17 protein-coding genes are annotated in these 17,288 nt (G+C 39.6%); 10 read left to right on the forward strand and 7 right to left on the reverse strand.

From position 1 onward, the window contains the following. Positions 1-39: 39 nt before the first annotated feature. Together GPDM_RS07100 and GPDM_RS07105 are read right to left on the reverse strand one after the other, a co-directional pair. A complete protein-coding gene (locus tag GPDM_RS07100) occupies positions 40-255 on the reverse strand; it encodes a hypothetical protein (RefSeq protein ID WP_008430237.1) in 216 nt (71 codons plus the stop codon). A gap of 46 nt (positions 256-301) precedes the next feature. Next, positions 302-1,006, reverse strand: coding sequence for a type 1 glutamine amidotransferase domain-containing protein (locus GPDM_RS07105; RefSeq protein ID WP_008430239.1), 705 nt, complete (start codon positions 1,004-1,006; stop codon positions 302-304). A gap of 136 nt (positions 1,007-1,142) precedes the next feature. Between GPDM_RS07105 and ytvA the strand changes: the two genes are divergently transcribed. Continuing rightward, a complete protein-coding gene (gene ytvA / locus GPDM_RS07110; protein ID WP_237704146.1) occupies positions 1,143-1,952 on the forward strand; it encodes a YtvA family blue-light photoreceptor in 810 nt (269 codons plus the stop codon). Between the two features lie 34 nt (positions 1,953-1,986). Here the strand turns inward: ytvA and GPDM_RS07115 are convergent, their stop codons facing one another. From GPDM_RS07115 to GPDM_RS07135, 5 genes are all read right to left on the reverse strand, one after another. Continuing rightward, on the reverse strand, positions 1,987-2,862 hold the full coding sequence (locus tag GPDM_RS07115; RefSeq protein WP_008430241.1) for an SDR family oxidoreductase: 876 nt from the start codon (positions 2,860-2,862) through the stop codon (positions 1,987-1,989). Between the two features lie 163 nt (positions 2,863-3,025). After that, positions 3,026-3,658: a superoxide dismutase family protein gene (locus GPDM_RS07120; protein ID WP_008430242.1), complete on the reverse strand. Its 633-nt coding sequence runs from the start codon at positions 3,656-3,658 to the stop codon at positions 3,026-3,028. A gap of 229 nt (positions 3,659-3,887) precedes the next feature. Then, positions 3,888-6,482, reverse strand: coding sequence for a YfhO family protein (locus GPDM_RS07125; RefSeq protein WP_039863083.1), 2,595 nt, complete (start codon positions 6,480-6,482; stop codon positions 3,888-3,890). A gap of 19 nt (positions 6,483-6,501) precedes the next feature. Further along, positions 6,502-6,897, reverse strand: a complete 396-nt coding sequence (locus tag GPDM_RS07130) for a GtrA family protein (protein ID WP_008430244.1) — start codon at positions 6,895-6,897, stop codon at positions 6,502-6,504. Next, positions 6,887-7,831: a glycosyltransferase family 2 protein gene (locus tag GPDM_RS07135; RefSeq protein WP_272941514.1), complete on the reverse strand. Its 945-nt coding sequence runs from the start codon at positions 7,829-7,831 to the stop codon at positions 6,887-6,889. The genes GPDM_RS07130 and GPDM_RS07135 overlap by 11 nt, the downstream gene beginning before the upstream one ends. A gap of 276 nt (positions 7,832-8,107) precedes the next feature. Between GPDM_RS07135 and GPDM_RS07140 the strand changes: the two genes are divergently transcribed. The 9 genes from GPDM_RS07140 (at position 8,108) to GPDM_RS07180 (ending at position 17,124) form a co-directional block, all read left to right on the forward strand. Further along, a complete protein-coding gene (locus tag GPDM_RS07140; RefSeq protein ID WP_008430246.1) occupies positions 8,108-8,722 on the forward strand; it encodes a TerD family protein in 615 nt (204 codons plus the stop codon). Between the two features lie 14 nt (positions 8,723-8,736). Beyond that, the gene (locus GPDM_RS07145; protein WP_008430247.1) at positions 8,737-9,315 is read left to right on the forward strand and encodes a TerD family protein; all 579 of its coding nucleotides are present in this window, start codon (positions 8,737-8,739) and stop codon (positions 9,313-9,315) included. Between the two features lie 106 nt (positions 9,316-9,421). After that, the gene (locus tag GPDM_RS07150) at positions 9,422-10,567 is read left to right on the forward strand and encodes an HpcH/HpaI aldolase/citrate lyase family protein (RefSeq protein ID WP_008430248.1); all 1,146 of its coding nucleotides are present in this window, start codon (positions 9,422-9,424) and stop codon (positions 10,565-10,567) included. Further along, on the forward strand, positions 10,500-11,870 hold the full coding sequence (locus GPDM_RS07155) for a phosphoribosyltransferase family protein (RefSeq protein WP_039863084.1): 1,371 nt from the start codon (positions 10,500-10,502) through the stop codon (positions 11,868-11,870). Before GPDM_RS07150 ends, GPDM_RS07155 begins: the two co-directional genes overlap by 68 nt. After that, a complete protein-coding gene (locus GPDM_RS07160) occupies positions 11,867-12,976 on the forward strand; it encodes a cysteine protease StiP family protein (RefSeq protein WP_008430250.1) in 1,110 nt (369 codons plus the stop codon). The genes GPDM_RS07155 and GPDM_RS07160 overlap by 4 nt, the downstream gene beginning before the upstream one ends. Next, entirely contained in the window at positions 12,973-13,785 is an 813-nt protein-coding gene (locus GPDM_RS07165) for an HAD family hydrolase (RefSeq protein WP_008430251.1), read from the forward strand. The genes GPDM_RS07160 and GPDM_RS07165 overlap by 4 nt, the downstream gene beginning before the upstream one ends. A 24-nt stretch (positions 13,786-13,809) precedes the next feature. Then, complete coding sequence (locus GPDM_RS07170; protein WP_008430253.1) at positions 13,810-15,423, forward strand: YceG family protein; 1,614 nt, start codon at positions 13,810-13,812, stop codon at positions 15,421-15,423. Between the two features lie 21 nt (positions 15,424-15,444). Further along, entirely contained in the window at positions 15,445-16,527 is a 1,083-nt protein-coding gene (locus GPDM_RS07175) for a toxic anion resistance protein (protein WP_008430257.1), read from the forward strand. Between the two features lie 18 nt (positions 16,528-16,545). Then, positions 16,546-17,124, forward strand: coding sequence for a TerD family protein (locus GPDM_RS07180; RefSeq protein WP_008430258.1), 579 nt, complete (start codon positions 16,546-16,548; stop codon positions 17,122-17,124). The last annotated feature ends 164 nt before the right edge of the window (positions 17,125-17,288 follow it).

A 17,288-nucleotide genomic window follows, 5' to 3' on the forward strand; every position in this document is an offset into this window, starting at 1 on the left:
GAGANCCTTTTTTTATCGTAAATAATCTACGTTCTAGTATCAGTCAAAAATGCCAAACCAGTCAGTACTGAATCCGAAGCCGACGATAACAAGAACTAAAATAACAAAAACAATCATGCCAACTTGGAGTGGTTTGTATCCCGTTACTCGTGGCTCTTGAATTCCTTGTTTTTCTTCGGGAGAACGGTGCTTTGCTTCTTCTTCAGTTGCTTCCATGTACTCTTCTTCGTGATCTTCATTATTGTTTTTCTTCATATAAATACCTCCTCAAAATCGCTATTATTTTTATCTGATATTGACGTTAACTTGTAAACTTTTCTTCTGATTGAAGTGTTCGTTCGGTTAACTTTTGAGCCAGTTCTCGACCGAATAACTCAGAAGACTGAGGGTCACGTCCTGTAAGAATTTGCTTACTGCCCCAAACAACATAGGCGTCGTGGTCTTTTTCTTCATGATAGTTGGCGATATTAGTCAACTCGTCTTCTAAGCTGAAAGGCAATAAGTCGACAATTTCTTTTGGCTCTTTGTCATTTGGATAACCAGTTACTTTTAGACCTTCAAGCAAAGGACGTCCTTCTTTTGTTTTCGTATAAATCAATGGAGCAGGTCCGTGACAAACGGCAGATACAATACCGCCTGTTTCGTAAACTACATTAATCACAGCGTGCAAATCTTTATTGTGCGCCAAATCGAACATGGCACCATGTCCACCAACAATCATAATCGCGTCGTAATCACTCGCTTTAACATTAACAATCGGCATTGTTTTATCCGCAATCCCGGATTCGTATTGTTTTTTGTATATGCCATTCGGGTCATAGTCTGCACTAATACTTATCGGGTCTACAATAGGTTTGCCTCCATCAATAGAAGCGAGTTCAACAGTATGTCCTTCTTTTTCAAGTTCTAATGCAGGGGCAAATAATTCTTCTGCCCACCAACCGGTTACATAATTATGTTCTTCATCTGTATAGCCACTTGATAACACTGCCAATACTTTTGCCATTATATCTTCCTCCTGTATGAAAGATTCCTTGTTCTTTTATTTACCCTAAGAAGAGAACCTGAAACGCGAAAGCAGAGGAGTCTTTGGATTTAGCTTTGTGGTTATGCTAGGATTATTTTATGAAACGAAAGATGAGGTGGACCGTTTGAAAGAGTTAAACCATGAAGTACAAGTAACTTTGCTTGAAGCAATGTTAGATGGCAGTAAAGTGGGCACAATTGTGACTGATCCGTCGCAACCCGATAATCCCATTATTTATACAAACCAAACTTTTATCGATATGACAGGTTACTCGCAAGAAGAAATAATAGGTCGCAATTGCCGCTTCTTGCAAGGGGCAGGTACTGCTAAAGAAGATATTGAAAAGATGCGGACCGCAATTGCTGCTGAGGAAAAAGTCATTGTAACGATTCAAAACTACCGTAAAGACGGCTCGCCTTTTTGGAATCGACTAGTTATTGATCCGGTCCGAATTGAAGGGGAATTGTACTTTATCGGTACGCAAACTGATATTACGCTCGAGCGTTCTCAGCAACAAGCAATCATGGCCAATGAAGACGAAATCGAAAAATTAATGTTGCCAATTTTATCGGTACAAGAAAATGTAGCGACAGTAGCACTTGTCGGTACAATGTATCATCATCGTTTTGAAACGCTGAAAGTGAAAATTTGTGAATATGTTCAATCGCATCGCATTGAATATGTCATCATCGATATTACTGGATTATCGTGGAATGAAAATTCACCGCTTTATTGGTTTAAGCAGATTTACGATGCTCTTCGAATTATGGGAAGCAAGCTATATGTAACGGGTATAACCGTATCGGCAGCCCAACAATTCTCTAATGATTTAGACCGCGATGATCGCTTAGTGACGTTCTCAACAATTGAAAAAGCATTAAATTTCATCGCACAAGAAGAAAAAAGCAAGAACAATATGCGATAAAAAAACAGACTCGGCATTTGCCGAGTCTGTTTTTTTATGAACTAATAAAGTCCCCACCATTAATATGAATGGCTTGGCCTGTAACGTAAGTCGAATCTTTAGAGGCGAGATACACATAGGCAGGAGCCAGTTCGGAAGGTTGGCCACGTCGTTCTAATAAAGTGTTTTGACCATGTTTTTGAACTTTCTCTGCATCAAAAGTCGATGGGATCAATGGTGTCCAAATAGGTCCTGGAGCAACTGAATTTACACGAATCCCTTGATGCGCAAGGTTGGCAGACAGAGAACGTGTAAAGCTCGTAATCGCACCTTTCGTAGATGAATAATCAATTAGACCAGGAGAACCTTGATAAGCTGTAACGGATGAGGTGTTAATGATGCTGTCTCCTTTTTGAAGGTGAGGAAAAGCAGCTTGCGTTAAATAGAACATACTGAAAATATTGGTAGAGAACGTCTCCATTAATTGGTCAGGGCTAATCGCTAAAAAATCTTCCTGTGGAAATTGTTTGGCAGCGTTATTTACTAAAATGTTTAATTGACCAAATTCAGAAATAACATCTACTACCAGTTGATTGCAATTTTCTACATCACTAATATCGGTAGCAAATTTAACGCCTTTTACGCCATAGGACTCAATCGCTTTTAGTGTTTCTTCTGCATCTTCATGTTCGTCAAGATAAGCAATTGCAATATTGGCACCTTCTTTAGCGTAAGCGACTGCAACTGCGCGACCAATCCCGCTGTCTCCGCCTGTAATCAGTGCAACTTTACCATCTAGCTTTCCTGAGCCGATATAGTCTTTGTCATCATAGATTGGTTCCGGTTGCATTTGTTCTTCTGAGCCGGGTTGTGTGGATTGTTCTTGTGGCTCAACTTGTTCATCTATTTTTTCAAATTTATCTTTTGACATGAAAATTCCTCCTCAAGATTAAGTAGTATTTATCGTCAATATTCCCGCCAATAATTTACTTAAACACCATTTAGAAAATCAAAATAACTGGAATGATTAAAAACGACAATACCTATTTTAAAAGAAGGATTGTCGTCTTTTGTTTTTTCTCTCATGGTGATTGTTATTCCACGGTGATCACACCACAAGCAATTCGGTCGCCTGATTCGCCAGAAGGATCGGTTTTTTGATCATCTTCTCCCGCATGAATCACAAGAGCAGTTCCGCCTTCTTTGAGCAATGAATGTGCCTCGCCTAGTTTAAGGGTGACATTTTCAGCTTTAAATTCTTGGGAAACGGTTCCATCACTGTCTACTTCAATATTTGGCAAATCACCAGCATGTGGACCGTCAGGATTGTCCATACCGTGCATTGAGCTTTCCGGATTAAAGTGATCACCAGCTGATTTAAAGTCAGGCGTTTCGCACATTCCTTCCTCATGGAAATGAATGCCATGCATGCCTTCTTCTAAATTTTCAGCTTGAAGTTTTACAGCCACGCCATCTTCTTCATCAGTTAATTCAGCTGTCCCTATTGCATTCCCATCACCATTCATTAATTCAACTGTCACCATCACGATTTCTCCATCATTAGTGGGTGCACTTTCCGTAGTATCTTGATTGGCTGTACTGTCGTCGTTCGTGGTTTCGGTAGCACCATCAGATTCGATAGGGGCTTCATCTGGTGAGTCATCTCCACAAGCTGCTAGAAATACGAAAAGAGTCAAGAGTAAACCAAGCAAAAACCAACGCTTCATCTGAATTCCTCCCTTAAAATTGTTTTACTTTTCCTTACACATTAAATCGATAAAATAAACAAGATTCAGTGAAACCACATCTTTTGTAGGAGTACATATCCCATATAAGGTTATTATTCCCTAATGTCTACTAGTGGAAAAAGAAACACCCTTAATTTTGACTACTTATTATAGTCAAAATTAAGGGTGCTGAAAGTAGAAAGATAAGAGGATAGCCAATATGTTATTACTAGTAATTCTTCATTTTTTTTCTTTTGTGGAAAACAAACACGACACCGAGAAGTAAGGATATGATACTTACTGCAGATGCAGGTTTGAAGAACGGCGGACGGTAAGAAAGAGAAATATTATTATTGCCTACTTCTAATGGAATAGCCATAAAAGCAAAATCAGCTTTCAAAACTTCTACCTGTTGTCCATTAATCGTTGCTTGCCAGCCACGCTCGTAAGGAATGGATAGTTTTAAGTAATCATCATTCGTGGCATTCTCGTAATCCAAGCGAATACGACTGCCATCTATTGATAAATTGCTAGATAAATCAGGTTGTGCTGCTTGTTTACGCAGAGCTTGATAAGAAGCTGCATAAACTTGAATTTCCGTTAGTTCATATTCACCTTTAGGTAACCGGATTTTAATCGAATCTTCAGCCGGAATACGAATGGTTAAGTCATCTACAAATGTTTTGTAAATCGACTGATTGGATTTTCTTGTCGTTTGGTAGTCATTTACTTCGAGTAAAAAACCTTGATCTTCTGCCTTTGTGACCAAATGAAAAGATACGAACAAATCGCCACCTGATTTAGGTGGGTTTTCTAAGTTTAAATTTAAGCCACCCGTTCTTTCCACAACATTTAATACGCCGTCATTAAACGTGGCACCAATTGGGACAGGGTCAAAGTTAAGAATATTTTCATCCGGCTCTGGTAAAGGATCGGCCACTTCTCCTCGATCAAGTACGACTCCTGTCAACATAGCTTGTTCGCGCATTAATGGGGAAGCTGTTGCTAATTGCTGTTCTTCGTAAACGTTAGCGGTAGAACGTGCGAACGGCAAGACATAATTGTTTTCATAAATGATGTATTTGGAAGAAGCATGGATTTCATCGAAACCATATGGAATATTGGAATCTCCACGAGAACGAATAATGTATTTTCCTTGTAGCATACTGTACAAGTTTGCGCGATTGCCAAGCGTTGCATAGCGACTGACACTTTCACGTCCCATATCGATTTCAAGGTCATATAAATAAAAATACAATAAATTCTTATTTAAAATACTCGAATACGCACTAAAGCCTTGGAAATCTTGAACAATTGGCGTGTTGTTGCGGACGCCTTCCATCCAATCAATGCGATAAGGTCCATTGTTTTCTTGTTCATGAATATAGTCTAACAATTCAATGATTTCGGGATCGTTGTAATCGACACCCGTCATTAGTTCTTTGCTAACTTGTGAAATGTCTCCTTCTTCAAGGATTTTTTCAGTTTGATACAAATTAGCAAATAGCAATGTCCAAATCAATATGGAAGCCATTAATGTCCATTTAATAAAGCCTTTATTAAATAGAGTGTACAGAAATAGCAGTGTAAACGTGATGACTAACGCGTTAATGGATAGCGTTGAAAACTGCGAATCTATTTCGAAATATTCATCTTTCCACGTGTAAAACCAAAAGCTGAAAATCGCGAGTAGAGCTGGTATAAAAAAGCTTCGCCACGTGAATTTATGCAAATGGTCAATGGCAACCGCAACGGCTCCACCCATAACTAACGACAAAAAGTATTCCCAACGATATTGCGGTGCAGAAAACCCGTTAAAAGCACTGCCGATCATTGGACTGTTGTGCATGATCACGGCGACAATTCCAAGAAGCGCAAACAAGCGGAATGTTTTATCGCGGTATAGAAACCAGCTAAAGAGTACAAGAACAAAAAATGCAGGCAAGACAATAATGGAGCTATTAAACAAAATATTATCAATAGTTTCGTCCACCCAAAGAATTTCTTGCTTAAAATCTGGCCGGTGGTTATTTAAGTATGCATAAACTGCCGGTATAAACGATACTGCACTAATGCCGGCACCAATAGATCCAGCGACTAAAAAGCTTATCATGCTTTTCATTTTACTTTGTTCATTCACTGCTAACGGGATAAACAAACGGAACATAATATAAATAGCGGTCAGCAATAGATTAATATAGGCAAAGTAAAAGTTATCAATCATGGAAATCGCTACGGCAGTTATAAACCAGCCGGGCTTTTGTTCACGGAAAATCTTTTCAACCCCCAGCAGTAAAATCGGGAGCCATAAAAAAGCATCTGCGAAAAATTCCCAATACGTCACGTGGCGGAAGTACATGCCAGAGATACCGTAAAGTGAAGCGCCCAGTAGCGCTGCAGATTTTGATATGTTCATATACATAAATAATCGAGTCGTGATAAACAGGATAGCAGCTAAACGAATAACGCTAATAAAAACAGCAGCATTTGCCCAAAACAAGACATCGGTAGTCTGAATAATGTGCAGTGTTTGGAGCATAGATACAATTATTACTGTTACCAAAAACACAATTGAAGTAGAAAAATAATAAGACAGTTCACTAAACGTGCCAGCCCCTAAACCAAAATCGAACGAATAGAAAAACTCGCCTTGAGTATATTGTTGATAAAGAAGGTGTTTAAAAGGCATCATTTGGGAAAGGCCATCATTAATTCCTACCATAAAATGTTCATTGGACCATTGTTTAAGAAAAACAATATGCCCTATCGTTGATAAGAGGAGGCTGACGAATATAAGAAAAATAACAGGTCGAAACTTTTGCATAGAGTCACCGTCTTTTAGCTTATTTTGGTGAAGGTGTATCTTTAAGGATCTTGCTTGATACGATAAAGGTTATGGGAACTGTGAATAATACAGCAGCAAAAGGTGCGATATTGCTGTTGAGGTGTAGAAATTCAACAAAAACAAAAATAAGTATAGTCGAAACGGACATATTCACAACTTGTGTTAATGGGAAATACAAGTATTTTTTTAGAGTTGGCTTAATGCGATACGTAACGTAACAGTTTAAGAAAAATGAAATATTTAAACTGATTAAAAAGCCCACGATATGTGCCAAAAGGTAAGGCAAATTGAATAGGTTATGAAGAACTAAGTAAATGGAGTAGTAACTCAATGTATTAAGGACACCGACAAAGATAAAACGAGTAAATTCAGTATTCAGCGCTTTAAGATTCATGATATTCATCCGCATTGCTAATATCTACAAGAAAGTGAGGCCGCTGTTTTGTTTCGTTATAAATCCGGCCAATGTATTCCCCGATCACACCAAGACTGATCAACTGGATGCCGCCAAGTAACAGAATCGCTGTAATTGTCGTAAAATAACCCGGAGCCCCGATGCCTTCTCTCATAATATTGTAAAGTGTAAAGAAAATATAAATAAGAGATAAAAATAACACTAAAAAGCCTGTATAAAAACAAATGCGCAACGGCTTCATATTAAACGAAATAATGCCATCGATCCCGTAATTGACGAGATTGCTAAACGACCATTTTGAATCGCCATCCGTACGCAGCACATTTTCATAGTTAATGGTCTTTTTGCTAAGGCCGATCCATGAGAACAACCCTTTAGAAAAACGATTACTTTCACTTAATGCCAAAATAGCATTAATGGCTTTTCGACTTAATAAGCGGAAGTCTCCTTCACCGTCTTGCAAATCTACATCAGTGATTGAATTGATGATTTTGTAGTAAAGAGATGAAAACAAAGAACGCACTTTAGAATCGCCAGTACGCGAGCGTTTAGCGACCACTTGGTTAAACCCATCCTCATAGCCTTGAATCATTTCACCAATCAATGTCGGCGGATGTTGCAAATCACTGTCCATGACAATGGCTGCATCTCCTTTAATGCGTTTTAAGCCAGCGAGCATAGCCGACTCTTTTCCGAAATTCCGTGTTAACGAAATATACTTTATATGCTCATGCGCTTCAGCTAATTTCAAAATTTCTTGTAAGGTATTATCACTGCTGCCGTCATTAATAAACATAATTTCATAACGATAAGGAAGCGACTCTAGTTCCTGCATCAATTTATCATACATTGCTGCAATATTGGCTTCTTCATTGTAAGCCGGAACTACGATCGAGATAAGCTTCATTTTTATTTCCCCTCTCCAATTGTGACTGAAATGATTTGCTAGCTCACATTACCCATGCTCTTTAAGAAGTATGCATAAGAAAATGAAACTTTCTAGCTTTATATACGTATTAGTATACGTCAGGTGTTTTAAGAAAACATTTGTCTGAAAATTCAGCGCGTTTTTCTAGCCTTGGAAATTCCAAATAACTGAACTTTCCGGTAAACTTTATCCGTTGAATTTTACATGTTAGACCAATACCATTAAAATAGAATACATAATGATGAATGGAGAGTGTTAAGAATGGCGATTAATCTTGTAAAAGGTCAAAAAATCGATTTAACAAAAGGACGTTCATCGCTTTCGAGCATTATGGTTGGCTTGGGCTGGGATCCAGTAGCAACCAAAAAAAGTGGAGGCTTCTTAAGTAGTCTATTAGGCGGCGGAGGCGGCGGAGCTGACGTTGACTGTGACGCGTCTGTTCTATTACTGGATGAAAACGGCAAGTTGACTGCAAAAGAAAACTTGATCTATTTCGGTAACAAAAAAAGCAAAGACGGCAGCGTAGTCCACTCGGGTGATAACTTGACTGGGGAAGGCGACGGCGACGATGAAATGATCAATATTGATTTGAAACGAATTTCACCGTCAATTCACCGTTTAGTTTTTGTTGTAAACATTTACAACGCACAGAAAAAGAAACAAGATTTCGGTATGATTGAAAACGCATTTATTCGTTTAGTTGATAATCAGTCAAAAGAAGAGCTGGTTCACTATAACTTAACAGAAAACTATGCTGGCAAAATGTCGTTAATCACAGGCGAACTTTACCGTCAAGGAAATGAATGGAAGTTTTCTGCGATCGGCGAAGGCGCATCAGAACCTGATATCGGATCAATTGCAAACAAATATTCTTAAGGAGTGTTGAAGTAATGGCAATTAATTTATCAAAAGGTCAAAAAGTAGACTTAACGAAAAGTAACCCAGGGTTATCTAAAGTAGTTGTTGGGTTAGGCTGGGATACAAATAAATACGATGGTGGACAAGACTTCGATTTAGATTCTTCCGTCTTCCTATTGAATGGTGAAGGAAAAACAGCTTCAGAAGCTGATTTCGTTTTCTATAACAATACAACCGGAGCTGCTGGTGCAGTAGAGCATACTGGAGACAACAAAACAGGCGAAGGTGACGGAGATGACGAGCAAGTAAACGTTAACTTATCAGCGATTCCTGCATCGATCGAAAAAGCGACTTTTGCAATCACGATTCATGATGCTGAAGCACGCGGTCAGAACTTTGGCCAAGTAAGCAATTCATATGTACGTATTGTAAATGGCGACACAAATGAAGAGTTAATCCGTTACGACCTCGGTGAAGATTTCTCAATTGAAACAGCTGTAGTTGTCGGTGAACTTTACCGTCATGGTGGAGAATGGAAATTTAATGCCATTGGCAGCGGTTATCAAGGTGGCTTAGAGTCGCTTGTAAAGGACTTTGGCTTAAACAGCTGAGTAACGATGGAAAAGCAAGGAGACTATCTCCTTGCTTTTTCTCCATTCATACACGATTGGATAATTTGAACGGGCTGTTACGGCAGCATGCCGGGAGGGATCACGCATGAGACATTTTAACGGATTAACCGATTCTGATTTAAAGACCTTTTTTAAATATTCCCCGGCAGAATTTAACCGTGATACACAACGGGAAACATTAAGTTTAGCATTAGGTGCAGCACTTTACACACCAGGATCTAGAGCAAATTTTGCTCAAAAAATTTTGAATGGTGACTATAGTAAAGGCGCATTTGCAGGCTTAACCACATTAATTATCTGCCTAGAAGATGCAGTAGCTGATACGGAACTAGAGCAAGCCGAAAAAAATGCAATAAGTGAATTTAAAAAGCTTGAAAAGGCAAATGCGGATCAATTGGCAGCCGGCCCTATTTTGTTCTTGCGGATTCGTACGCCAGATCAATTGGATAAGTTGATCCAAAATGCAGACACCGCTTTAAGCGTTGTTACTGGAATTGTCTTTCCAAAATGCTCACCTAAAACGCTACCTGTGTTTTTTAAAGCACTAGATCGCGCGAGTAAAGCAGCGGGCAGAAAGCTTTATGCTTTGCCTTTACTTGAAACAAAAGAAGTACTTTATAGTGAGTCTCGAGAACAAACATTAGCGGAATTATATAAAATTATACAGCGAGAAGCCGAACGAATTTTGACTGTTCGCGTTGGAGCAACCGATTTTTCCAGTTTGTATGGCTTGCGGCGTCCAGCAGAACGAACAATTTATGATGTTCACATTATTCGAGACTGCCTGATTGCCATACTAAACCAGTTTGGTCGCTCAGAAGATGGGTTCACCGTTTCAGGACCTGTTTATGAACATTTTTCAATCGGTGAGCAACTTTGGCTTTCTTCAAAACCTGAACAAACTTTGTGGGAAGAAGTTCAATTGGATATTTTGAATGGATTTAAAGGGAAAACTTGCATTCATCCGTCTCAAATTTCAATTGTTAACGCCGGACACATCATATCGTTAGAAGCTTATGAAGATGCCAAATTGATCCTTAATGAAAGCCGGGGAAGAAATGGTGTTTTGCAAAGCCCTAAACGCAATAAAATGAACGAAGTAAAACCGCATTTGAGTTGGGCTAAAAAAGTAGTCGCTCAAGCGGAAGTCTATGGGGTGCTGAATGAAAATTATCAACCAATCGACGTCCTCAATCATCTCCGGGCGAACCAATTATCAAATCAATACTAACTTATGGGATAACTTAGCGATGAATATTTCAGTTACAGATGCTTATCCTGGGCTTTCACCAGAGTCTCTTTTTTCTGTAGCTTTGCGAGTCAATAAAAAACGTCAGTTTTTATTTGTCAGTAAGCTAATCGCCAAACATTTAGCTGTAAACCCTTCCGTAGCACTTGGGACCGGGACGTTACTAGCTTCTTTGTTAATGGAAAGAGCGGGTCTTGCTGGATATTCTAATACAGCTCATCTTGTTGAAATGATTGAAACAGGAAACATCAATCGTGAACTAAGCATCGAGTCACTCGAATTCAAAAAAGCATTGCCAGAAAAAACGGTTTTTATCGGAATGGCAGAAACAGCGACGGGCCTTGGTCACTCGGTTTTTCAACATTTCGAGAAAGCTGCTTATCTTCATACAACCCGTGAAGAAATTGATGGCATGACCCCATCTTTTGTCTTTGAAGAAGAACATTCCCACGCAACTTCCCATAAAGTATATGCACCTTCAGGAATGCTTGAGGAAGCTGAAACTATTGTGCTAATTGACGACGAAATTTCAACGGGCAATACTTTATTGAATTTGGTTTGTGCATTAGACGATCAATTTTCAGGGAAAAACTACGTGTCGCTGTCGATTCTCGATTGGCGAAATGCTAGTCAACAAGAAAAAATAGAAACAGCAATAAAAGAGCGAGGCATTAACTTGCAAATCTTGTCGTTAATGTCCGGTGAATTTGAGTTAGTTCATAGCAAAGCGCCTGAAGAACCTGTAGATGCGTTACTAAACGGCACAGGACAAAGAGTTCCAACTATCGAAATAAACGAAAACAAGTTATCGGCTGTTTCAAAAACAAAACAACAGTATATTTCGTACACGGGGCGCTTTGGCCTAACGAGTAAAGAACACGATGAAATCACAAGTTGGGCAGAAACTGCAGCATCGCAAGTGGCTAAAAAAAGCGACAAAGCATTGGTCATTGGAGTAGGCGAGAATATGTATTTGCCCATACGTTTTGCTTTAGCATTAGGAGGCAATTCACGTGTACAGACAACGACGCGCAGTCCGATTTTTGCCGCAAAGACAACAGGTTATCCAATTCAAGAAAAAGCGAAGTTTAATTTACCAGATGCCGAAGGGATAAGCCAATTTATCTATAATTTGAATGAATTGGATATTGATCGGATTTATTTGCTTGCTGAATCGGTTGTTAACACCGCCGAATGGCAGCCGTTACTTGCTTATTTGGAAGAAAAAGCACCAGTAGAATGGATATCTCTAACAACGACCAAAAGGAGTGAAGAAATCGAATGATAGCTACCGGTTTAGTGAAAACGAGTTATCCGAAAGAAGACATCACTTTCCTATTGAAAGATGTAAGCGAAGTATTTACTGAAAGTACATTAGAAGAGCGTGAAAAAGCAGTTCAAACAGGGGCTCATTATGCAGAGCGCCTGCCAATGGAATATCGTCCTTCTGACGAATATACAAAGCTTTATCACGAAACAGTAGTAAAAACAAAAGAGCAATTGGCTTATTTAGTGGGGCTTGTAACACGTCGTATTTTTATGAACGCAGGAACAGATGATATTGTCCTGGTTTCTTTAGCGCGTGCAGGCAGTCCAATCGGTATTTTAATTCGCCGGTATGCTGAAAAAGTTCTGAATATGGATTGGCCACATTATAGTGTATCGATTTTGCGTGACAAAGGAATCGATGAAAAAGCAATCGATTCAATTCGTGCTGCACATCCGACAAGCCGTATTCAATTTGTGGATGGCTGGACCGGAAAAGGCGCGATTCAAAAAGAATTGACTAAAGCAGTAAATCATTTGAATCAGACGAAAAAAATGGATTTGCATGACGATATGGCTGTACTTGCCGACCCTGGAGCGTGTGCAGTATTATTCGGCACGCGTGAAGACTTTCTTATTCCAAGTGCATGCCTGAATGCTACGGTATCCGGACTGGTCAGTCGAACCATTTTAAACAAACTGTATATTGGTGAAGATGACTTTCATGGGGCAAAGTTTTATGGTGAATTGCTAGAAGAAGATTTATCAAATGACTTTGTTGACCAAGTTACTAGTTGTTTTAAGGACACGCGAGAGAGAGTCGAAAAAGATGCTGTTTCAACTCCTGTTACAGCAGAAAGAACATGGCAAGGCATGAAAGAAGTCGAAGAAATTGGCCAGCAAATGTATCAGGAAACCGACTATCATTTGATCAAACCGGGTGTTGGTGAAACGACACGTGTTTTACTACGGAGAAGTCCTTGGAAAGTACTTGTTAACAGCTTGGAAAATCCAGATGTCCATCATATTTTAATGCTGGCAAAAGAAAAAGATGTGCCGGTCGAAGTAGTTCCTGACTTGTTTTATCGTGCAATTGGTTTAATCCGATCAGGTAAAGAAATATGACGGTATTATTTGCAAGCGACTTAGACCAAACCTTAATCTATTCCCGAAATTCAATGGGGATGGAGGTCACTGAAGAAGAGCTAGTAGAAGTAGAGCGTTATGAGGGGAAACCTTTGTCATTTATGACAAAAAAGAGTCAATCGGCATTATGGAATATTGGCGATTCTGCTTTTTTTCTGCCGGTGACAACGCGTACGCAAGCTCAGTACGAGCGGGTAACCGGTATTTTTGAAGGGCAACATCCACAGTTTGCAGTTATTTCTAATGGAGCGGTTATTTTAGAAAATGGTCATCCGATTAAAGAATGGTCCGACCAAATTCGCCAAACGTGCATAAACCGTAAAACCATTATAGAAGAATTGCTACCGGAAATTGAACGTCATTTCTCTGAGGATTGGGTACTAAAAGTTAGAGAAGCAGATGATTGGTTTGTTTATTTAATCATCGATCGTGCTCGGTTTCCGGAAGACAAGTTGGATTTTTACACGGCCACTCTTAAAAAGCTTGGCTGGGGATTATCGCTTCAAGGCAGAAAACTTTATTTTATGCCAGAAAGCATTACGAAAGCAGGGGCAATGGAGTATATTAAGAAACGTATAGGGGCAAATTATGTCTTTGCTGCTGGAGATTCGTTATTGGATTTGGATTTATTAGAAAGCGCCAATTACGGCATGCTTGCAGCTCACGGTGAAGCTGCGAAAAATGCAGTTTCAGTTTCAGCGCATATTCATAAGACAGAAAATTACGGCATTAAGGCAGGCGAGGAAATTTTAGCTCGTGTTGCTGAAATAGCAATGCAACGCCAGTAAGCAACAAAGCAAGGAGAGATTCCGATGGTTCAGTTGAATCCAATCCCCGCTAAAACCTGGGATCCGGAGAAAATCGGGGAATGGCTGAAAAAACCGATTGTGGATCACAGTGAAACGAAAATTGAAGAGAACAGCATTACCTATCCTCAATTGCTTGGCCAAATTACAGGTATGACACTTGATGCGGATGAATATTTCGCTTCAATTTATGATGTTATAGAAGCGTCAGAAGGCCGGTTAATTCGACTTTCTGACAAGATGAACAAACATATTGAACAAGAGCGTTTGCGAACACTTCAGGATTTGTTTGAAATGAACAAAAAAGAAAAAGGCTTATCACCCAATCGCATGACAGCTTTTCTTGATGGCAAAGGATTGCTTCCTAAGTTAAAAGATGCAGACCTTAATAGACGTTTGCGGCTTGTGTTGATTGATATTCTGAAAGCGTTTCAAGCGCAATCAGGTGGGGATACGACGCATTCTTCTTTTCGTCGCGTAACGACAGACTTGGTTAAGTGGATGTTTAATCATATCGAACCTGAAATTGAAAAATTAGAGTTAGAAAAAGGCTTGCCGGGCTTTTTGTGGTATGGCAGTGTGACGGAAAGTGAGAATTGGTTTTTAAAGTTAGCAGTTGATTTTGGTTTTCATGTTATTGTTTATGACCCAAAAGGAGAACGGTGGTTTGAGAAGGCTGTTGGGAGTGAGGGGCTCCATAGCCATAGTTTCCAAGTAAATGCCGATTCTCTCCTACCTTTCCCGGAAGAAAAGCCGAAACGTGTAGGAACGGTCGCTTACCGAGCTACGCAAGAAGTAGATCGGTTATTGCATCACGATGATTCTGGACTATATAAACCATTCCAATTCAAATCTTATTTGACGCAATCTGTTCGCTTGAAGACCACAATGGACGAAGCATTCATGCTTGCTAAAGAACGTGCAATGGTTCGACCATCCTTTTCAGTAGGGAGTGAGCGAGTCAACATTCCTGTTGTTTTCTCAAAAGTAATGGGCATTGAAAAAGATCGTAAACGCTTTTGGGACAATGTTCATAACTTGACGGAACGTGAAGACACGAAATTGATTCGAAGTTTTCCGTTTATCGAAGAACGAAAAGGCAACCAGCAATTTCATTACCGAGCAGCGCTTGGGAAAAATGGAAAACTTGATCCGGAGAAGATGAAAACGGCACATTGGTGGAAATACAATAAATTGCCGGATGGTGTGCAGACGGCGATTGCTGCTGCAATTGCAAGGCATGTAGAAAAGCCGATACTGCAGCCTCAAGGCAGCGAATCGTTTGAAGAGTTGCAGCTATATGCTTTTTCGCAATCGATGTCGTTACCAGATTCGGTCATTCAGTTGATTCAATTGTTTGATTATCCGCAATTTGTGCCAACGATGTTGTTTTATAACGAAGAAAAAGATGGTGAATTGAGCCGGGCGGATGCCAATGCTATCGCGCTCATCCATGTATTTGGACTTGATGTAATTGTCATCAATCCTCAAGGGCATCAAGATATTGAAAGATGGATAGACGCAGAGTCATTTGACACACACTGGCTCGATGAGCGGAGCTTTAACGAGCCATACCGTGAGCCTTCTGTAGTGAAGAAAATCTTTAAAAAATGGCTATAGCCAAAGAGGGAGTGAGAACGGATGACCAATATGCCAGATCAAATCGAACAACAAGAATTGGTGATGAAGGATGAAAACCAATTAAAAGTTCAGTTGAAAAAAGATCCTGAAGTTCTTCAATTAGCTGAAAAAATCGACCCGAAAAACCAAATTGCTTTATTGGAATTTGGCCGTGAGCCAGCCAATGAAATTTCCGCTTTTACAGGGAAAGTATTAAATTCCGTTCAAGCAAATAGCATGGAAGAGTCTAGTGAATTACTGAAACAATTAGGTAAAATCATGGACAAATTCGATAAGAAAGATTTCGTTGAAAAGAAAGGCTTCCTCAACAAAATCTTTAACAAAGGCAATAAAGTAATCGAACAATTGTTTAATAAGTACCAAACGATGGGAACTGAAATCGACAAAGTATACGTTGAAATTACAAAGTATGAAGGCGAAATGAAAAAATCGACAACAACTTTAGAAGAACTATACAACCAGAACTTCAATTACTTTATGGAGTTAGAAAAATACATCGCAGCAGGTGACATTAAAGTTGAAGAACTAAAAGCTCAAGAGCCTGCAGTTCGTGCAAAAGCAGAATCTGGGGATCAAATGGCATTAATGGAACTAAACTCTCTACAAAATGCCATTGAGCTTTTAGAGCAACGCGTGTACGACTTGGAAATGGCCAAACAAGTTTCTTATCAGTCGGCGCCTCAAATCCGTATGCTACAGCGCGGGAACACAAAACTAATCGGAAAAATCAACTCAGCTTTTGTGACGACTATTCCGATTTTTAAAACAGGCTTAATCAATGCCATCGCAGCTAAGCGTCAAAACTTAGTGGCCGAATCGATGAGTGAATTGGATCGCCGCACGAACGAAATGCTACTTAACAATGCCAACGACATTTCACGTCAAAGTGTTGATATTGCGAGAATGTCTGGTCAACCGAGCATCAAGATTGAAACCATTGAACAGACATGGGAAACTATTATGCAAGGGATGAACGACACACGCGAAATTGAGCAAGAAAACCGTAAAATGCGTGAAGAAGGACGTCTCCGCATCGAAGAACTACAGAAGAAATACGAAGATGCTCAACGCAAAGCTAAATAACTAGAGGAGGAATTTACGATGTCAGCAATTAACCTTTCAAAAGGACAGAAAATCGATTTAACAAAAACAAATCCAGGTCTTACAAAAGTGGTCGTTGGTTTAGGCTGGGATACTAACAAATACAGCGGTGGCGGCGATTTCGATTTAGACGCATCTATTTTCTTAGTAGGTGAAAATGGCAAATCACGCGGACCAGAAGACTTTGTATTCTATAACAACCTTGAAGGCGGAAATGGTTCTGTTGTTCACACCGGTGATAACTTGACTGGTGAAGGAGAAGGCGACGATGAACAAGTAATCGTAGATTTACCAAACGTTCCTGCCGATATTCATAAAGTGGTATTTACTGTAACGATTCACGAGGCAGACAGCCGCGGACAAAACTTTGGTCAAGTTTCAAATGCATTTATCCGTATTGTAAACGAAAACTCAAACGAAGAACTTATCCGTTATGATCTTGGCGAAGATTTCTCAATCGAAACAGCACTAGTGGTTGGCGAATTATACCGTCATGGCAACGAATGGAAATTTAACGCAATTGGCAGTGGCTACCAAGGTGGCCTTGCAGCATTAGTAAATGATTTTGGCTTAAGCTAATAAACCTTACCGTCCATCAAGCACTTTTGATGGACGGTTTTTCTATGCTGATTTTTTTAGAAACAAAAAGTAAAGTAGAAATAGACGGGCTTGATTGAATTATGAAATTTTTTTTGATTTTCTTGAAGTCTTATGGCTGTTAGGTTTGCGGAAAGTGGAAACGC

Origin of the sequence: Planococcus donghaensis MPA1U2 (genome assembly GCF_000189395.1) — a bacterium.
Lineage (GTDB): Bacteria > Bacillota > Bacilli > Bacillales_A > Planococcaceae > Planococcus > Planococcus donghaensis_B.

Bases quoted from the DNA above. Each gene is read 5' to 3' on its own strand.
- GPDM_RS07100 (WP_008430237.1), bottom strand. From the start codon at position 255: ATGAAGAAAAACAATAATGAAGATCACGAAGAAGAGTACATGGAAGCA.
- GPDM_RS07105 (WP_008430239.1), bottom strand. From the start codon at position 1,006: ATGGCAAAAGTATTGGCAGTGTTATCAAGTGGCTATACAGATGAAGAA.
- GPDM_RS07115 (WP_008430241.1), bottom strand. From the start codon at position 2,862: ATGTCAAAAGATAAATTTGAAAAAATAGATGAACAAGTTGAGCCACAA.
- GPDM_RS07120 (WP_008430242.1), bottom strand. From the start codon at position 3,658: ATGAAGCGTTGGTTTTTGCTTGGTTTACTCTTGACTCTTTTCGTATTT.
- GPDM_RS07125 (WP_039863083.1), bottom strand. From the start codon at position 6,482: ATGCAAAAGTTTCGACCTGTTATTTTTCTTATATTCGTCAGCCTCCTC.
- GPDM_RS07130 (WP_008430244.1), bottom strand. From the start codon at position 6,897: ATGAATCTTAAAGCGCTGAATACTGAATTTACTCGTTTTATCTTTGTC.
- GPDM_RS07140 (WP_008430246.1), top strand. From the start codon at position 8,108: ATGGCGATTAATCTTGTAAAAGGTCAAAAAATCGATTTAACAAAAGGA.
- GPDM_RS07145 (WP_008430247.1), top strand. From the start codon at position 8,737: ATGGCAATTAATTTATCAAAAGGTCAAAAAGTAGACTTAACGAAAAGT.
- GPDM_RS07150 (WP_008430248.1), top strand. From the start codon at position 9,422: ATGAGACATTTTAACGGATTAACCGATTCTGATTTAAAGACCTTTTTT.
- GPDM_RS07155 (WP_039863084.1), top strand. From the start codon at position 10,500: ATGAAAATTATCAACCAATCGACGTCCTCAATCATCTCCGGGCGAACC.
- GPDM_RS07160 (WP_008430250.1), top strand. From the start codon at position 11,867: ATGATAGCTACCGGTTTAGTGAAAACGAGTTATCCGAAAGAAGACATC.
- GPDM_RS07165 (WP_008430251.1), top strand. From the start codon at position 12,973: ATGACGGTATTATTTGCAAGCGACTTAGACCAAACCTTAATCTATTCC.
- GPDM_RS07170 (WP_008430253.1), top strand. From the start codon at position 13,810: ATGGTTCAGTTGAATCCAATCCCCGCTAAAACCTGGGATCCGGAGAAA.
- GPDM_RS07175 (WP_008430257.1), top strand. From the start codon at position 15,445: ATGACCAATATGCCAGATCAAATCGAACAACAAGAATTGGTGATGAAG.
- GPDM_RS07180 (WP_008430258.1), top strand. From the start codon at position 16,546: ATGTCAGCAATTAACCTTTCAAAAGGACAGAAAATCGATTTAACAAAA.